Source organism: Mucilaginibacter sp. UYP27, from assembly GCF_040547175.1.
GTDB lineage: Bacteria > Bacteroidota > Bacteroidia > Sphingobacteriales > Sphingobacteriaceae > Mucilaginibacter.
Map to the genome: position 1 here is coordinate 1 of NZ_JBEPPE010000018.1, position 17,688 is coordinate 17,688.

General features: G+C 43.9%; 16 protein-coding genes. 7 read left to right on the forward strand and 9 right to left on the reverse strand.

Features of this window, described 5'->3' with window-relative positions; all coding sequences use genetic code 11:
• Nucleotides 1–415 precede the first annotated feature (415 nt).
• On the forward strand, nucleotides 416–2,014 hold the full coding sequence (locus ABIB39_RS22705; RefSeq protein WP_354432488.1) for a hypothetical protein: 1,599 nt from the start codon (nucleotides 416–418) through the stop codon (nucleotides 2,012–2,014).
• Nucleotides 2,015–2,119: 105 nt separating this feature from the next.
• Nucleotides 2,120–3,571: a DUF5723 family protein gene (locus tag ABIB39_RS22710; RefSeq protein ID WP_354432489.1), complete on the forward strand. Its 1,452-nt coding sequence runs from the start codon at nucleotides 2,120–2,122 to the stop codon at nucleotides 3,569–3,571.
• Here the strand turns inward: ABIB39_RS22710 and tsaB are convergent.
• From tsaB to rpmH, 4 genes are all read right to left on the reverse strand, one after another.
• The gene (tsaB, locus tag ABIB39_RS22715; RefSeq protein WP_354432490.1) at nucleotides 3,568–4,251 is read right to left on the reverse strand and encodes a tRNA (adenosine(37)-N6)-threonylcarbamoyltransferase complex dimerization subunit type 1 TsaB; all 684 of its coding nucleotides are present in this window, start codon (nucleotides 4,249–4,251) and stop codon (nucleotides 3,568–3,570) included. The two genes, ABIB39_RS22710 and tsaB, sit on opposite strands and share 4 nt — an antisense overlap.
• An 89-nt stretch (nucleotides 4,252–4,340) precedes the next feature.
• Nucleotides 4,341–4,586 carry a membrane protein insertion efficiency factor YidD gene (yidD, locus tag ABIB39_RS22720; RefSeq protein WP_354432491.1) on the reverse strand — a complete coding sequence of 82 codons (246 nt, stop codon included), beginning with the start codon at nucleotides 4,584–4,586 and terminating at the stop codon, nucleotides 4,341–4,343.
• Entirely contained in the window at nucleotides 4,583–4,966 is a 384-nt protein-coding gene (locus ABIB39_RS22725) for a ribonuclease P protein component (protein ID WP_354432492.1), read from the reverse strand. Before ABIB39_RS22725 ends, yidD begins: the two co-directional genes overlap by 4 nt.
• Nucleotides 4,967–5,041: 75 nt before the next feature.
• Entirely contained in the window at nucleotides 5,042–5,200 is a 159-nt protein-coding gene (gene rpmH / locus ABIB39_RS22730) for a 50S ribosomal protein L34 (RefSeq protein ID WP_299467777.1), read from the reverse strand.
• A 137-nt stretch (nucleotides 5,201–5,337) separates the two neighbouring features.
• Between rpmH and ABIB39_RS22735 the strand changes: the two genes are divergently transcribed.
• Nucleotides 5,338–6,216, forward strand: coding sequence for a ChaN family lipoprotein (locus ABIB39_RS22735; protein ID WP_354432493.1), 879 nt, complete (start codon nucleotides 5,338–5,340; stop codon nucleotides 6,214–6,216).
• 88 nt (nucleotides 6,217–6,304) lie between these two features.
• Here ABIB39_RS22735 and ABIB39_RS22740 read toward each other — a convergent pair whose 3' ends face one another.
• Together ABIB39_RS22740 and mscL are read right to left on the reverse strand one after the other, a co-directional pair.
• Nucleotides 6,305–6,646 carry an MmcQ/YjbR family DNA-binding protein gene (locus ABIB39_RS22740; RefSeq protein WP_354432494.1) on the reverse strand — a complete coding sequence of 114 codons (342 nt, stop codon included), beginning with the start codon at nucleotides 6,644–6,646 and terminating at the stop codon, nucleotides 6,305–6,307.
• An 80-nt stretch (nucleotides 6,647–6,726) separates the two neighbouring features.
• Nucleotides 6,727–7,116, reverse strand: a complete 390-nt coding sequence (mscL, locus tag ABIB39_RS22745; protein WP_354432495.1) for a large conductance mechanosensitive channel protein MscL — start codon at nucleotides 7,114–7,116, stop codon at nucleotides 6,727–6,729.
• Nucleotides 7,117–7,271: 155 nt separating this feature from the next.
• Here mscL and rpoN point away from each other — a divergent pair, with 155 nt between their 5' ends.
• The gene (gene rpoN, locus ABIB39_RS22750) at nucleotides 7,272–8,744 is read left to right on the forward strand and encodes an RNA polymerase factor sigma-54 (protein WP_354432496.1); all 1,473 of its coding nucleotides are present in this window, start codon (nucleotides 7,272–7,274) and stop codon (nucleotides 8,742–8,744) included.
• Nucleotides 8,745–8,890: 146 nt separating this feature from the next.
• Here the strand turns inward: rpoN and ABIB39_RS22755 are convergent, their stop codons facing one another.
• The 3 genes from ABIB39_RS22755 to ABIB39_RS22765 form a co-directional block, all read right to left on the reverse strand.
• Complete coding sequence (locus tag ABIB39_RS22755) at nucleotides 8,891–9,907, reverse strand: PorP/SprF family type IX secretion system membrane protein (protein WP_354432497.1); 1,017 nt, start codon at nucleotides 9,905–9,907, stop codon at nucleotides 8,891–8,893.
• A complete protein-coding gene (locus ABIB39_RS22760; protein ID WP_354432498.1) occupies nucleotides 9,907–12,636 on the reverse strand; it encodes a gliding motility-associated C-terminal domain-containing protein in 2,730 nt (909 codons plus the stop codon). The genes ABIB39_RS22755 and ABIB39_RS22760 overlap by 1 nt, the downstream gene beginning before the upstream one ends.
• 117 nt (nucleotides 12,637–12,753) lie before the next feature.
• On the reverse strand, nucleotides 12,754–13,458 hold the full coding sequence (locus tag ABIB39_RS22765; protein WP_354432499.1) for an NUDIX hydrolase: 705 nt from the start codon (nucleotides 13,456–13,458) through the stop codon (nucleotides 12,754–12,756).
• Between the two features lie 149 nt (nucleotides 13,459–13,607).
• On the opposite strand from ABIB39_RS22765, the gene ABIB39_RS22770 reads away from it, so the two are divergent.
• Genes ABIB39_RS22770 through ABIB39_RS22780 form a run of 3 tightly spaced genes read left to right on the forward strand, consistent with a single transcriptional unit; the run spans nucleotide 13,608 to nucleotide 17,548 of the window.
• Nucleotides 13,608–14,297 (forward strand): ABC transporter ATP-binding protein, encoded by a 690-nt coding sequence (locus tag ABIB39_RS22770; RefSeq protein ID WP_322231906.1) that lies wholly within the window; start codon nucleotides 13,608–13,610, stop codon nucleotides 14,295–14,297.
• Nucleotides 14,275–16,857 (forward strand): ABC transporter permease, encoded by a 2,583-nt coding sequence (locus ABIB39_RS22775; RefSeq protein WP_354432500.1) that lies wholly within the window; start codon nucleotides 14,275–14,277, stop codon nucleotides 16,855–16,857. The genes ABIB39_RS22770 and ABIB39_RS22775 overlap by 23 nt, the downstream gene beginning before the upstream one ends.
• Before the next feature lie 10 nt (nucleotides 16,858–16,867).
• On the forward strand, nucleotides 16,868–17,548 hold the full coding sequence (locus ABIB39_RS22780; RefSeq protein WP_354432501.1) for an arylesterase: 681 nt from the start codon (nucleotides 16,868–16,870) through the stop codon (nucleotides 17,546–17,548).
• The last annotated feature ends 140 nt before the right edge of the window (nucleotides 17,549–17,688 follow it).

Consider the following 17,688-nt stretch of genomic DNA (forward strand, 5'->3'; position numbering starts at 1 on the left):
GAAAGGTGAAAGGTGAAAGGTGAAAGGTGAAAGGTGAAAGGTGAAAGGTGAAAGGTGAAAGGTGAAAGGTGAAAGGTGAAAGGTGAAAGGTGAAAGGTGAAAGGTGAAAGGTGAAAGGTGAAAGGTGAAAGGTGAAAGGTGAAAGGTGAAAGGTGAAAGGTGAAAGGTGAAAGGTGAAAGGTGAAAGGTGAAAGGTGAAAGGTGAAAGGTGAAAGGTGAAAGGTGAAAGGTGAAAGGTGAAAGGTGAAAGGTGAAAGGTGAAAGGTGAAAGGTGAAAATCGCTGCGCGATTTTTTGTCTGATTTGATAACTCACTAATTCACTCAATCACTACCTCACTAATTAACCCAATCACTAAATCGATAATTCATCTAATCACTAATTAATAACTCCTAACTTGCGCACGCAAACACGGAATGAAACGACTAATAGTTATTACTTTAATTTTAATTGCCGCAACGGCATATATAACCGTTAAGTATTTTAAAAACTTAAACACATCGGGTATGCATGCCGGCAATATTATGCGCACCATTCCCGATAATGCTGCCCTGGTGTTTGAATTTACTAACGAGAAAAGTTTTTACGATATATATACCGGCAATACCCTGCTTAATAATCTTGTTGGTGAACAAAAAATAAGCGACCTGAATACCGTGCGCAATTTACTTTTCAATAACGCTGCACTTAGTTTATTTTTTACCGGTCGCAATGTGTTTGTATCAGTTCACCCATCGCAAAGCACACAGGTAGATCTGCTGCTTACGGCATCTACCGCAAAGGATATCGACCTTACCGAGTTTGATAAGCTTGCCAAACAGCAAAAAACCGGAATGCTCATAACGCCCCTAAAAATTGGCGAAAAGCGCGGGTATAATATCTTTTTTAACGCGCTTAAAAAACGGTTTTACATTATTAATACAGATGCCAATATTTACGCAGGCAGTTTTTCTAAAGACCTGATAACCCAGGCGGCCAATTATACTGCTGATAAAGACAAACACGCCTTTATGTTGCTGCCCGATCAACAAAATTCAAACTCGCTGGCTAACCTATATATTAACTATGAGCACCTTGGGCCGCTGTTTAACGAGCTTTTTAAAAGCAGCAATACCGATATTTTTAAACCTTTTAGGTTATTGCCTGCCCTGGCCGCATTAAACCTTAATTTTAAGAACGATGCCGTGATGTTTAGCGGTTACACAAATATTGAAACCCAAAAGCCGGGCACCTACTTAAATGTGTTTACCAACCAGCAACCGGTTGTTAACCAATTGAAAGACCTTTACCCGGCTACCACAGCCTATGCCACAAACCTGGCCGTATCAGATCCTGCCAGGTTCGCCGCCGACCTGTCCGAGTTTCAAAATAAAGCAGGGCTACAAAAGGAAAGGGATGCGCTATTTGGGAAGGTCAAAACCGAAACGGGTATCAACTTAAATTCCGAATTTGCAAACCTACTGGGTAACGAGTTTGCTGTAGTAACTACCCGCTACCAGGAAAAAATCGCGATAGTAACGGTTAAGAATGGCTCTAAGCTGAGGCCTTTTATCACCAATATAAGTGGCATGGTAAACGATGATGTGGGCCAGTTCAACTATACCAAACTACCTTTCTTTTTATTGGGCGATGCCTTTAACGCTTTCAAAAAGCCTTACTTCCGCATTATAGATAACTACCTGATACTGGCAAATAGTGCTAAAGAACTGGAGAGTTATAACGACACCTATCTTAACCGCAAGTTCCTGAATAAAACCGGCGAGTACGTTAAATTTGATAATTTACTGGCCGAAAAAAGCAACATCGCCTTTTTTATTCACTTTAAAAACGCGCAGCAAATATTAAAAGATGGTTTAAAAGATGAGTTTTATCTTGCTTATAAAAACAATTCATTATCCATAAGGAATTTTTACGGTGCATCCTATCAGTTTGCAGCAACCGACAAAAATTTCTACACTAATTTTTGTCTATTACAAAACCTACCCGATAGCACGGTTAGTAAAAAAAACAATTAAAACACAACCAAAAACGCCATATTTACGTTAAATACCCTATTATTAGCCGAGGGGTCAATCAGGCTATAAAACAAAGCAAATACAACCCCGGCATTGCGAATGTGTATGAAGAATTTTTTACTGGTATTTTCTTTCCTATTTATATCCCTTGCATCTTTTGGCCAGCAGTTTTCCCAGTATAATACAGGCACTTTGTACGATTCGTTCGAAAACCCTTCGCGGGCCTCTTTTATTCCGGATAGTAGCAGGCAATTCGCGTTTAACTTTCTCATACCCAATTTTAACAGCAACGTATATTTAACCGGCAACGCACAAGGGCCATTAAAAAACCGCGCTTTTAAAGGAAAGTATTTCGCTACGGGATTAACCCTGGGCGAAAACAGATTTAGCAGGGCTAATGTAAGTGCAAACGTTTACGCTTTAATGTTTAAATCATTCAGGAGTTTAGATGGGAACCAGGAGGTGGGTTTTTCGGTACAAACAAGGGCTGATGGCCGCGGTATATTTACCGACGAATCACTATTATTACTAAACACCGCCGCCCCGTTTACAAGCAATGTGCCATACCCCAATTTATTTAACAATAGTTACACCTACCAAAGCTACCACCAATTTAGCGCAACCTACCGCGAACAGGTAAGCAAAACCTTTGCATTTGGTGTTAAGTTAAGCGCTTTATTAGGGATTCAATACCAACAGCTGCAAATAAATCAATCTAATATCGTTTTTGACAAGGCCAACGATGTTGCCGACCTTAGCCTTCAGGGCCGTTACCGCATAAACTTTACACCGGACGAGTTTACCGCGCATGACCTTCTGCCATCATTCAGGAGCCCGGGTGCATCCATAAGCCTTGGATCTACCATCCGCACGCGCGATAATTTTACCATACAATTTAACGTAAAAGATATTGGTTTTATACACTGGTACAATCAATCTATCACCAGTAACTTTAATACCACCCGTACTATTAAAAACATAACCGGTACCCGCAGGGAAGATAACTTGTATGCCAATACTTTCCTCATCATTCGTTCCGGCGATAAAAAGGGCTCGTTTGTTACCCCAACAAATGGAAAGATAGAAGTAAGCGCCAACAAATCTTATTGGTTTGATTACGACCGGAAGTTTAAGTATTCGCCAACCATCATTGTACAAAAAGAGGTTTTTTACGATGGTTACACGGCAGCCCTGGTCAATCCGTTCCAATATAACAACCTGGTTGGTACGCTAACTACGTCTTATAATAATTTCGGTTTGTTTAATGCGGGGCTGCAGTTTATGGTAAAAGCGCCTAACGTAGAATTTTATATGGGCAGCGACAGGGTGATTGAATCGGCCAACTTATTCAGGGCAGGTGTGAGTAAAAGCACCGCGGCGATAAATAAAAATTCCTCGTTTTCCGGAGCCGATTTTTTCTTGGGCTTCTCGCTTAAATTTGGCAATGTGATTGAGCACCCTACAAATGCGAACTTTATACCACTGGGCGAAAAACCCGGATTGATTAAAAGGATCTGGAATAGCATATTCCACCATAATGACGACGACGGAACCTAAGCCCCTGCTTTTTTACCGGCAATAAAATCTTTTAAGTAGTAGGGCTCAAAATAAGCTACATCCACAAAATCGGCACGGTTAAATTTATTTAAAGCAATTTGGGTAAGGTGGTTTGCAGAGTTAGCAAAGTTTGACAAAAATTGCGCGTTAGGGTTATTGCCAAGCGTATCTTTACATTTATCTGCGCCATCGCCAAAAAACAACACTTTATTTGCGGCAATTATCTCAGCAAAGCTATTGGCATCGATGATCTCGGCAGCAGTAGATTTTACAACCTCTCCCGCCTGGTTAAATATCGCGGTATAAACTTCCATACGGCGCGCGTCTATCATAGGGCATAAAAGCACATCGCTCCCGATATTGTTATCAGCTACCACACCTGTAGCCATGGCTGCTAAAGTTTCAACAGAAATTAACGGTTTATCCAAAGCAAAGCACAAACCTTTTGCAGTTGATACACCAATACGCAGCCCGGTATATGAACCTGGTCCGCAGCTTACGGCAACAGCATCCAGATCGGCATAGGTAACTTTGCTTGCCGCCAATATCTCATCTATATAAACAGTAATAACCTCGGCGTGGATGTTACGTTGATTCATCTCCTTAAAGGCCAATACCCGTCCCTTGTTAGCCAAAGCTACCGAGCATGATGTTGTTGCTGTTTCTATCTGTAATATCATTTCAAGTCAAAAGTAAAAATCCAAAATTCAAAAATGAAAGACTAACCCAATGCAAGGTTTTTGACTTTTTACTTTTGAATTTTAGCTTATCAATCAGGTACCGGGTCGTGCCCATGGCCGCCCCAGGGGTTGCAGCGGGCAATTCGTTTTAGTGTTAACCAGCCGCCTTTAAATGGGCCATGCTTTTTTATAGCCTCTACCCCATATTGCGAACAGGTAGGTGTGTACCGGCAAGCGCTGGGTAATATGGGCGAAATAAGGTACTGGTATATCTTTATCAGCAGTAAAAACAGTGCGCTAAAGATCATCTTATTGATATCCCACAAAAACTTCATTTAATAGCCTCCCCTGCAAGCTGGTTCAACAGCTTTATCATTTTCTTTTCAAAAAGATCGGAGGTGGAAATTTCTTTACCAATATAGCTTATAGAGAGCACAAGCTTTTTTTCGGCCGTGTTCAGCACATCGTAAAGCAGGGATTGTTTATTAAGGCGGTATGCCTCACGCATGCGGCGTTTAACCAGGTTACGGTCTACCGCGCGTTTGTAACGCTTCTTGGCAACAGAAAATACAATCTGCACGGGGAATTGCTGCTCACTGCTTGTAAGCGCCCAGGAAGCCCTGAAAGGGTAACATAAAAAAGAAGAACCGTTATGAAAAAGCCCGTCTATAAGCTTTTTATTACATAACCGTTCTTCTTTTTTAAAAGTGTACATAGTTGTTGATGCTGAACCGAAAATATGTTTACACAAGCGGTTCGGCCCCTTTTACAAGGAGTTTAACAACCAGAATTATGCTTTGTGGCTGCGTTCGTCAGAAACACTTAATTTTCTTCTGCCTTTAGCTCTTCTTGCTGCCAATATCCTTCTGCCGTTAGCAGTTGACATACGCTCACGGAAACCGTGTTTATTTCTTCTTTTCCTTTGTGAGGGCTGAAACGTTCTTTTCATGATATATTATTCTATTATTCTTATCGTCCTTTTAAAAACAAGAGCGCAAATGTAGCCTTTTTTTTAGTTTTTTCAAATAGTAATGTTGTATTTTGATTGTCGATATTTATCAACTTATTAACATACCTAACCGCGCTATGAAACCTACGGCCGCTTTACTCTTGTTTTTACTCCCAGCAATTGCCTTTTGCCAGGACCCAATGGCGCAAAATTACAAAATATATAGTACTGCTAAACAGCGCTTAGCAACTGCCGACGAGTTAATTGCCGACCTTGACAAAGCCGACGTATTATTTTTTGGTGAAGAGCACAACGACAGCACAGGCCATTACCTGGAGAGCCTCCTTTTTAAAAAAATTGCAGATAAATATCCGGGCAAGGCGGGTTTATCAATGGAAATGTTCCAAACGGATTGCCAAACCGTGCTTAACGAGTACCTGGCAGATATGATTCGCGAGAAGAATTTGATTACCGAAGGCCGCGCCTGGAATAATTATAAAGACTATCGGCCAATGATAGAAACGGCGAAAGCGGCACACATCCCAGTGGTGGCAGCTAACGCCCCTACCCGTTACACCAATATGGTTACCCGCGGCAGCTTAAGCAGCCTGGATAAACTTAGCCCTGCGGCTAAAGGCTGGTTAGCCCCTTTGCCGATAGATACCGCCACCGGCCCGTATTACGAAAAATTTGTTACCATAATGGGCGGCCACAGTGCTATGGGTAACTTAAAGATCTACCAATCGCAAAACCTATGGGATGCTACCATGGGATGGAACATCGCGCAGTTCCTGAAGGCACACGCGGGTTATAAAGTATTCCAGGTGAATGGTGGTTTCCACAGCGAGGAAAAGCTGGGTACAGCGGCACAGCTAAAGAAATACCTCCCCGAAGTACGCATCTTAAATATACAGGCCTACGCTGATGACAGCTTCGACAACCCCGACTGGAGTAAATTTACCAAACTGGGCGATTATGTGATACTAACCAACCCAAAGCTGGCGAAGACGTTCTAAGTAAGTTCATGGTTCATGGTTCATGGTTCATGGTTCATGGTTCATGGTTCATGGTTCATGGTGAGAACTTGTCCGGAGGAAGATCGTTTTACTCTTCGTCTAAATTAACCAGTGCAGCCAAATGCTTTGGGGCCACTTCGCAATAGGCGGCTTTAAGGATGCCGGTGAGCATTGGCTGGTTAACGGTTTGGAGGTTGATATGTGTCCACCCTTGTTTACCCCATTTGTTAGGCACAGGGTAAATTACGCTGCTATCAAAAAGGCAAAAGGCATCCTGGTCGGTAACCGAAAGTTTGACTGTTGCTCTGCCCTCTCCCGCCACGGCGGTGGCAAATATCTTTTTCTTCACCCTAAAGGATATTTTCTCGAAGTGCGGTTCTTCCGTTGCTTCGGGGAGCGAAAGGGCTATTTGGCGCAGGATATCAAACATGGTTAGTATTTTTTTAACAGATTCACCCCATTGGTCCTTGCACCTATGATCTTCATGTAAGTTGGCGAATCGTTATCTCCTTAAGCTTTTGCGGCTAATATATCGCGAATTTCGCCAAGTAAAACTTCTTCTTTGGTAGGTACAGGCTCAACAGTTGGTGCAACTTCTTCTTTCTTTTTAAACCTGTTTATAGCCATTATTATAATGAAGAGCGATAAGGCTATAATAATAAAAGATATCACCTGTGATATGAAATTACCGTACTTAATAGCTGTACCGGGTATTACCAGTTGGCTCAAATTAGACAAATGTGCCGCCTTTAACGCTGGGGTTAAAACCGCGGGGGTAATAATATCATCAACCAACGATTTAACGATACTGCTAAACGCCGCACCTATTACAACCGCAACGGCCAGGTCTAACACATTGCCTTTTACAGCAAACTCTTTAAACTCTTTTACAAATCCCATAATGTATCTTGTTGTGTGTAATTAAAGTTAGCAATAATTGTATTGCATGTCCAAACAAAATTCCCCTAAAAGCATTTTTAGAACGTAAATACACCCTTTATAAGTAATTTTTAATCTTTAAGGTAATTGGTGTATTTTTGGCCTCGTTAACTACTATGCTTAAACAGAACCTTCAACAAAAACTCTTACAAAAATTATCGCCGCAGCAAATACAATTTATAAAATTGCTGCAGGTGCCTACCGTATCGTTAGATACCCGTATTAAAGAAGAACTGGAAGAGAACCCCGCCCTTGAAGATTTAAGCCTTACCGTTAGTGAACCCGAAGAACAATACCCCGACCGCGACCCTGATGAAGACACTTATAACGGCGACGAAGACCAGGGCCCGATGGATGAGTTTAATATAGACGATTACCTACAGGACGATAACGTAAATGATTACGGCAGCCGTTACGACCAAAATGGCGACGACGAGGACGAACGTAAAGAGGTTCCGTTCGCGGTGCAAAGCTCTTTCTTCGAGAGCCTGCAGGCACAGCTTGACCTGCTGCCTGTATCTGATAAAGACTTTAGCATAGGCAAGCAAATTATAGGTAGTTTGGATGATGACGGCTACCTGCGCAGGCCCATTATGTCGCTGACCGACGACCTGGCCTTTTCGCAGAATGTTATTGCCGAGGATGAAGAAGTGGAGGATATGCTTAAAGTGATCCAAAGCTTTGACCCGGCCGGTGTTGGCGCACGCAGTTTGCAGGAATGCCTGCTGATCCAACTTCGCAAAAAAGACCCTAACGACCCTATTATTCGCAAAGCGATATTGGTGGTAGAGAATTACCTGGACGAATTTACCCGCAAGCATTACGATAAACTAGAGAAATCGCTCAACCTAAACTCGATTGAGTTACGTGGCGTAGTGAACGAGATATTAAAGCTTAACCCAAAACCGGGCGATAGTAATGAGGTGAGCACCAAGCAAATGCAGGTGATTCCCGATTTTCATATCAAGAACAACGATGGAGCACTGATACTTACCCTAAACTCTAAGAACGCGCCCGAACTAAAAGTGAGCCGCTCTTACCAGGAGATGTTTCAGCATTACGATAAGGCATCGCAAAAAGATAAAAAACTGAAAGAAGCTGTACAATTTGTAAAACAAAAGCTCGATTCGGCTAAATGGTTCATTGATGCTATTAAGCAGCGCCAGCAAACACTGCTGAAAACCATGAACGCTATAATGCAATACCAATACGATTTCTTTTTGACGGGCGACGACAAGAACCTGAAACCAATGATCCTGAAAGATATTGCCGACCGTATAGGTATGGATATATCTACCGTATCTCGCGTGGCCAACTCCAAATATGTACAAACCGAGTTTGGTACATTCCTGCTTAAATCATTCTTTAGCGAGGCTATCCAAACCGAAAGCGGCGAGGAAGTATCGAACAAAGAGGTTAAGAAGATATTGGAAGAGCACATTGGCAAAGAAGACAAGCGCCACCCCCTTGCCGACGAAAAACTTACCGACATACTAAAAGAAGCAGGCTACAATATAGCCCGCCGTACCGTAGCCAAATACCGCGAGCAAATGAACATCCCGGTTGCAAGGCTAAGGAAAGAGTTGTAAAAAGAGTCAAGACTATTAGACCCAAGAGTTAAGACATAGAAAAGCCCTTTAGAAATTCTGAAGGGCTTTATGTTTTTTGCGTCTTACCTCCTGGTTCTTGTTTCTTAATTCTTGGTTCTTGACTTTTGTTTCTTGACTCTCTCCCTCTACCACCCGTGCTGCGGGCTGGTTAATTTGTAGCGGTTGTTGAGCATGATGCCTAAAACGATCTCGTGCGAGCCGTTACTTACGGTACGCAGGGCCGATGTGGTTGCATCGTAAGAATAACTAACGTTGATGAACGAGCTTAGGTTAAAACCGGCCAATATCCCAAATGAATCATCCTTACGGTACGACCCGCCAAACCAAAACCTGTCGCGGAAGGATAGCTTCATGTTTAAGTCGAACGAGGTTGGCGCGGGTTGTATAAATTTAATTAAGGCCGATGGCAACAGGCTCACATCATCAGACAGGTAAAACTTATAACCGGCCGTTGCAAAGTAATGCGGCACCGTTTTGCTCAAATTTTGCCCGTTACCGGTAGTAATAAATTGGTTTTGAGGCAATATCTGTTGCGCCGATACCCCAACAAAATAGGTTGACGAATATGCCCAAATGCCTACACTTGCATCGGGCTTCCATTGGTTGGCGTTAATATCGCGTAGCACGGGGTCGTCCTGGTTCTCTAAGGTAATTAATGATGTATTTAAATGCAGGTGGTTAAACCCTGCCGATACACCTACCGCAAGGTTCAATTTTTCGGTAAGGCCCAAATGGTAAGCGTAGGTAGCCGCCATACTGGTTTGATCTATCGGCCCGGCTTTATCGGTAACCAGCATGAAGCCAATACCATGGTGCGGCTCGGCGGCTCGGTACTCCGATGTGTATAACCTGCTATATGGGCTATCGCCGCCAGATGGGAACGATGCGGCATCACCACGGGTAAAATCGGTACCAAGCGGTGCATTTATGGTAAAGTAAGCCGTTGTCGGCGCACCTTCAAGCCCTGTCCATTGGCTGCGGTAACCCAACTTAACATCAGTGTAATTTTCGATCCCTGCAACCGCAGGGTTAAGCAGATAGTTGTTAAAAATATATTGCGTGTATTGTGGTTTTTGCTGGCCGTAAGTTATCCCAGTGCAACAAAAAAATATAGCTGTAAAAAGTAAAATTTTATTCAACATTATTTTAATATAGTAACACTACCTGCTATGGTTTTACGGCCGTTTTTAGGGTTTATAATATAGTAATAAGTGCCTGTAGGTAACACGGTACCATGGTACCTTCCATCCCAGGGTGATGCATATCCAACAGACGAATATACCTTTTCTCCCTGTCTGTTGTACACGTCAACCGTATTTCCGGGGTAAGTATCTAAATATTTAATTCCCCAGGTATCATTTATGCCATCGCCGTTAGGGGTAAATGTATTTACAACTATTGGTTTTTTCAACACTTTTACAAATACTTCATCATAAGCAGCACAACCATTCAAAGTGGTAACCGTTAACCGGTAATGTTTATCATCAATTGCCGAGCATACCGGATTAAGGGCATTAGGATCATCCAACCCGATAGATGGCGTCCATTGATAGGCAAGGTTGGTGCCTGTAACGGCCGGCTTTAGTACAACACTTTCTCCCTCAAGCAAAGGCACAAGTTCTGCAATATCAACGGTTGGCAACGGGTTTACTACAATATCCTGAGTAGCGGTCGCATCACAACCGTTCACCGCCACAAATTGGTAGGTGATGGTTTTAGTGCCCGGCCCCGCCGCAGCCGGGTCAAACAAACCTGAGGCATTAACACCCGGCCCGCTAAATGTGCCCGGGCCGGCGCCAACAAAACCATGGTCATCTTTTATGATCTGCACTTTACCGGCATCCTGGCACATTGGGCTTATTTGCGTCATTGATACCTTAGGGCTTCCTTTTATAGTAACCACTCTCTCATAACCATTCTCGCATACAGCCCCCTCGCCGGTGTATACAACCATTTTTACAGTGTAATTGGTTGATGTTACTGAATAATCATACGTATGATGGTAGTTTTTATCTGCGTGAAGTTCTGCACGGCTGTACGTTTCAAATAACTCGGGATGATTGCCGTAATCCCACCAGACTTTGATTTGGTCCACGGTGGTTGGGTCTACAACAGATTGATCCTGTATCGTGACCTCTGTGGCGCTGCAGGCATTATCCGGGGGAGAGAATTTGGTTTGCGCAAAATCTGATATGGTAAAATCGAAGTCGATATCTTTAGAGGCGCCGCAATCATCAACCGGCGAAGGGTTGATAACCGTAGCGGTGTAGGTATAACTGCCTTTTGTAAAGGGAGGCAAAGGGCTTGGATATTCATAACGGTACAGTGTTGTACCGTCTTTTACAAAAGCTGTGGCAACCGGGTTATTATCCGGCTTCACCGGCGAGCCATCGTTAAAGTTCCAATCAATATGTGTTGTAATGTATGGGAGCACGAGCTGCAATTTATATCGTTCGCCCGTGCAGCCATTTAGTTGGGTACTGCTTGTTTGCAGGTTATTAAATTGTACATATTCGTTAAGGTTTTTAAGATTGGTACCTGCCGAGTAACCGTACGACTCCTTTTGCCCAAAGCCATAAGCTATCGCGTTAAAGCCATCGTCGGCGCTTAGCGTATGCGTACCTTCGCCAACGGGGATCTGCGCGTAGGCGTATCCCGCACCATTCAGTATCTCCACAAACGCCGTGTAAGGCTGGCCGTCCAGCTTAAACGTCGACGATTTATCCGACCGTATCACCACGTTTATAAAATGCTTAAGTATCTTTTCGTGAAAGGTTGAATATAGGGTTACATGATTAATAGTTTGTTCAATAGGATTTAGGTAGATCATCTCCGGGTCGCCTATATCGCGGGCATCAAACTCACAGCCTGCGGACAACGTTTTGCCTTGCGTAACAGCATATTGGACAACCTGTATGGGCTTATCAGCTTTAATAATATTGGTTACATCCGATGAAAATTCATAAACATTATTGCTTTGGATGTTACCCTGGGGTATCACCCTACCATTAACTGTAATCACAGTGTTGGGCTCACTTAAAACCACCCGGAATATATCGTAATTACGGCTTTTAAGCGGAACCGTTATGTAGTTTTTACCCCACGAGGCTGTTGGATACACCTGCTGAAAAAGATTGTCTGAGGTTTTGTTGTTATCATCGCAACCTATAAATATTTTTGTACTGCCAGAGAATACCGCTATCTTTTTACACACCTGCGTACCGGCACTTTTACTTATAATTTTAGTACCGGTAAGATCGTTAAAGGCCAAACCCTGATATACCTCACCCTTATTTAGCGATATTGTAAACGGTAAGCCGGCGGGCTTTCGGTCAACCAATTCAGCTGATGGGGTAATTTCTACGGTGGTGTTATCCTCTGTACCTATTACCATAAAAGTAGAAAAAGTGTTTACCTGGGCATTTGAACGCTGTGTATAATTTAATGAGTAATAACTTTTGCCCAATACAGCCACAGGCAATAACAGCGTTGCGCCAGATACGGCATTGGCATATATATGCGCAAAAATAGCGATCTTTTTTGCTGATGTTATATGGATGCCCTGAAGGGTCTTACCTTGGTTTTGAATAAATGCTTCGTTGTGGGGTACTTCTATTTCGGTTACCTGGTTGGGTAAAACGTCCCTGATGATAGCCGGGAAACTGCCGTTTGCTATCTCGACTTTTACAGTGGTTGCTTCATCGGCCGTAATGTAAAGTACCATTGTACTTATCCCGAAATCTTCCGAATGTGACATGTATGCCGTCCAAAACTCCTTACCCTGGCTCGATGTGCTCTGGGCAAAAGATAAGTAACTGCAGCAAAGCAACGCCAGCGTTATTAAAACACGAAATCCCTTTTCCCTATCCAATTTAATAACCGGTTTATAATAAACCCAAACGGGTGCATTAAATGTAAGCAGTTTTATTGTAAACCTAAATAAATCTGCGTGTTATCTTTTGTAAAAAGGCTGTTAGGAAACTGTTGCTTAAAAGAATTTGTCGGGGTTTGGCACCAGGTTAAGGAACTTCTCAAACTTTTTCTCGTAGTTAGATTGATCCAACTGATAATAGAAAGCCCCCTTTTTTGATGATTGCTTATCCTTTTCGGCAAGTTTTATAAGCAACCCGGTTGATAGCAATTTGCGGCTAAAGTTACGGTCGTCAAACTCTGTTTGGTAAACACCTTCATATAGCGACTGTAGCTGCGGGATAGTGAAACGCTCTGGCAGTAACTGGAAAAGTATTGGGTGCAATGCAGCCTTATAACGCAATTGCTTTTTAGCTATCGCTACCATTTCGGCATGGTCAAACACCAGGTCGGGCATTTCATCAAGCAAAAACCACTCTGGGTGGTTGGCATTGGTAAGTTGTTTTTCGTATTTCTGAATATCTATCAACGCGAAATAGGCTACAGATAACGTACGCTCTACCGGGTCGCGGTCTGGTTTGCCAAACACACGGAACTGGTCCATGTACACATTTTTTAAACCGGTGCGCTCTTCTAACACGCGATTGGCAGCGTCTTCGGGGCTTTCTGACGGATGGATAAAACCGCCCATTAAACTCCATTTTCCTTTTTCCGGGTCAAGATCGCGTTCTACCAGTAACAATTTAATGTTCCAGCCATCAAAACCAAATATAATACAGTCGACAGCTGCTAAAATGCGTTGCTGCCCGGGATATTGTTGCATGCGTGTGTGTTATTCTACAAGTGTAAATAATATTCGGCATTTTAAAAACACTAAACTAATGTAATGCTTGTGTAAGTAAACACTTAACAAGCATCCGTTATAAATTATTCTTTGTTATTTAATCAATTCAAATAAATACAGCACCAACTTTGGAAACCATATTAAACATATCAAACTTAAACAAAACTTATAAAAGCGCCGGGCGCGAATTAACAGTTTTAGATAATATCAACTTTAGCATCGGCGCGGGTTCTACCAATGCAATTGTTGGCCCGTCGGGCAGTGGAAAAACTACTCTGCTTGGCCTTTGCGCGGGGCTGGATAGCGCCACAAGTGGTATTGTTGAACTAAGCGGCATCAGCTTTACCAACCTTAGCGAAGATAAACGCGCGCAGGTACGTAACCAGTACGTGGGCTTCATCTTCCAAAATTTTCAATTGCTGCCGACGCTTACCGCTTTAGAAAACGTAATGGTACCGCTTGAGCTGCGTGGTGAAAAAAACATCAAAGCACGTTCGCTTGACCTGCTGGATAAGGTTGGCCTTGCCGACCGCGGCCACCACTACCCTGCCCAACTATCAGGCGGCGAACAACAAAGAGTATCGCTGGCAAGAGCGTTCTCTAATTCGCCGAAGATCTTATTTGCCGATGAACCTACCGGGAACCTGGATGCCGAAACAAGTGAGAAGGTGGTAAAACTCATCTTCGACCTTAACCGCGAGGCAGGCACAACCCTTGTTTTGGTAACGCACGACCTGGAACTGGCCGCCAAAACACAGCGTATCATCAAAATTAAGGGTGGCAAATTGGTTGCCGATGATAAAACCGGTAATGAATAACGCACCCATGGACAACGTAAATTTTAAAAGAAAGATAAACTTTGCCTGGCTGTTTAAAATGGCCCTGCGCGATAGCCGCCGCAACCGCTCGCGCCTGTTGCTGTTTATCTCGTCTATAGTGTTTGGGATAGCGGCTTTGGTGGCCATCTACTCGTTCAGGTACAATATCCAGAATGATATTAACCAGCAGGCGGCTACCCTTATTGGAGCCGATCTGACCATCAGCGGCAATAAAGAACCCGACGAAAAACTGCAAAAAGTATTAGATAAACTGGGCGACGACCGCTCGCAGGAACGCAGTTTCCCATCGATGGTGCTGTTCCGGAAAACATTTTCGACACGGTTGGTGCAGGTAAAGGCTTTAGAAGGCAATTTCCCCTACTACGGCGAGCTTGAAACCACCCCTGTACAGGCAGGCCGCGCATTTAAAACCGGCCAATATGCTTTGGTTGATAAAACCCTGATGCTGCAATTTAACGCCAAAGTCGGCGATTCAGTAAGTGTAGGTAACGAAACCTTTGCCATTGCAGGGGTGCTTAATAAAGCGCCGGGCCAAACGGGCATCGCGGCAAGTGTTGCGCCGCTGGTTTATATCCCGATGCAGTACCTGGAAAAAACCGGGCTTATAACCGTCGGCAGCCGCATCAACTATAGCTACTATTATAAATTCGATAAAAAAACCGATGTAGAAAAACTGGCCAAGGGCATGGAAACCCAACTGGATAAGGCCGGGTTTAATTACGACACTGTTGAAGGCAAAAAAGAAGGCACCAGCCGCTCGTTTGCCGATTTGTCGAGGTTCTTATCATTGGTTGGTTTTATTGCCTTGCTGCTGGGCTGTGTGGGCGTGGCAAGCGCCATCAACATCTACATCCGCGAGAAGATCCGGTCAATCGCCATTATGCGTTGCATGGGTGTTAAAGCATCAGAGGCATTTTTAATTTATTTGATCCAGATCACGGGCATCGGGCTTATCGGCTCGGTAGCCGGGGCTATACTGGGTACAGCTATTCAACACCTGCTGCCATTGGTACTAAAAGATTTTTTGCCGATCACCATATCGGTAAGCATTTCGTGGCTGGCTATTGGGCAGGGTGTTTTACTGGGATTGATCATCTCGATACTTTTCGCTTTGCTGCCGCTCATCTCTATCCGTAATATCTCTCCGCTAAATACTTTAAGGCTTTCCTTTGATGATACCACTACCATCCGCGACCCTTTTCGCTGGTTGGTTTATATTTTGGTGTTGTTGTTTATCACCTCATTTGCCTACCTGCAAATTGGCGATTGGATGGGCGCGATATCCTTCACCATCGGCATTGCCGTAGCGTTTTTGATATTGACGGCTATTGCATGGCTGCTCATCAGGTTTACCAGGGTGCTGGTCATGAGCAGTTGGAGTTACATCTGGCGACAAGGTTTTGCCAACCTGTATAGGCCAAACAACCAAACTATCATCCTCACGGTTTCTATTGGGCTAAGCACCGCGTTTATTGCTACGTTATTTCTTATTCAGCAATTGCTCATAGGGCAGGTTACGCTATCTACCGGCGACAATCAATCCAACATGATACTGTTTGATATCCAAACCGCGCAGCAAAAAGCCGTTGCCGATCTTACCCGCAAACAAGGGTTGCCTGTATTATCGCAAGTACCCATCATTACCATGAGGCTGGAAAAAGTGAACGGCAAAACCGCGGCTGATGCTAAAAAAGACAGTACCCTGCACATTGCCGAAAGGGCTTATGCTTATGAATACCGCATTACTTATCGGGATTCCATCACCAATTCAGAAAAAATAACCTCGGGTAAATGGGAAGCAAAGGCCGAGCCAGGTAAAGACATCCCCGTATCTGCGGAGGAGCGCTTCGCACAGCGCATCAACGCCAAAGTTGGCGATAAACTGGTGTTTAACGTGCAGGGCGTTATGATGAATACCTATATCAGCAGCATCCGCAAGGTAAACTGGAACAAAGTATCCACAAACTTCCAGGTGGTGTTCCCTACCGGGGTTTTGGAAGATGCCCCGCAGATCCACGTGTTGCTCACCCACGTACCCAACAACACCGTATCTGCCAAATACCAGCAAGCGGTGGTAAAGCAATTTCCCAACGTTTCCATTATCGACCTCGGGCTGATCTTGAACGTATTGGACGAATTGCTTGGCAAAATTGGCTACGTTATTAAATTCATGAGTGGGTTTAGCATCATCACAGGTATCATCGTATTGATCTCGTCGGTCCGCATCAGCAAATACCAGCGCATTCAGGAAAGCGTTTTATTACGCACCCTTGGCGGCAGCCGTAAACAAATCTTTGCCATTACCGCTTTAGAGTATCTTTTTCTTGGCGCGTTATCAGCCTTAACCGGCATAGTCATCGCTATTGGTGGCAGCTGGCTTTTGGCTAAATACACTTTTGATATGCCTTACACCGTTAACTTGTTACCGGTGGTAGCCATCTTTTTTATCATTACTTTGTTAACAGTTATTATAGGCTTGTTAAACAGTCGCGGCATCCTTAACAAACCACCGCTTGAAATTTTGCGGTCGAACTCATAAAAATTGAACCATGCTTACTAAACTTAAAATAGCTTCGGCACTTGCGTTAACTATCACTCTCGCAAGTTGTGGCAGCAAACCAACAACAACAGATGCTACCGCTGGGGATACCACTACAACAGCCGCCGCCGATCCATCCACCAAAAGCATTTTAGTTTTTGGCGATAGCTTAAGCGCCGGGTATGGTTTGGATGATCCGTCTGAATCTTACCCGAGTGTGCTGCAAACCAAAATAGATTCGGCAAAACTGCCATATACCATCATCAACGGCGGCTTAAGCGGCGAAACATCTGCCGGGGGCAAAGGCCGGATTGACTGGCTCCTGAAACAGCACATAGACGTGTTTGTGCTCGAACTTGGCGCCAACGACGGCCTGCGCGGCATTCCGGTAAAAGAAACCGAGCAAAACCTGCAAACCATTATCGACCATTTAAAAGCGAAATACCCAAAAGCCAAACTGGTGATGCTGGGCATGCAGGTACCGCCAAATATGGGTGCCACTTATGTAACGGATTTTAAAGAAATGTTCCCTAAACTGGCTACCAAAAACAACATGGCGCTGGTTCCATTCCTGCTGCAGGGCGTTGGCGGTGTACGCTCCCTAAACCAAAAAGATGGCATCCACCCTACTGCCGCCGGCGCTAAGATCCTGGCAAGTAACGTTTGGGAAGTGATGAAAGGGGTTTTGTAGGGAGGTCGTCTACTGGTCAGTCATTGCGCCATTAAATCCGGCGTCATTGCGAGGTACGAAGCAATCTCTTTAGGACATTCCCGTAAGCCAATTGTCATTGAGCAAATCATCATACAAATCCCTCCATTCCGAATTTACAG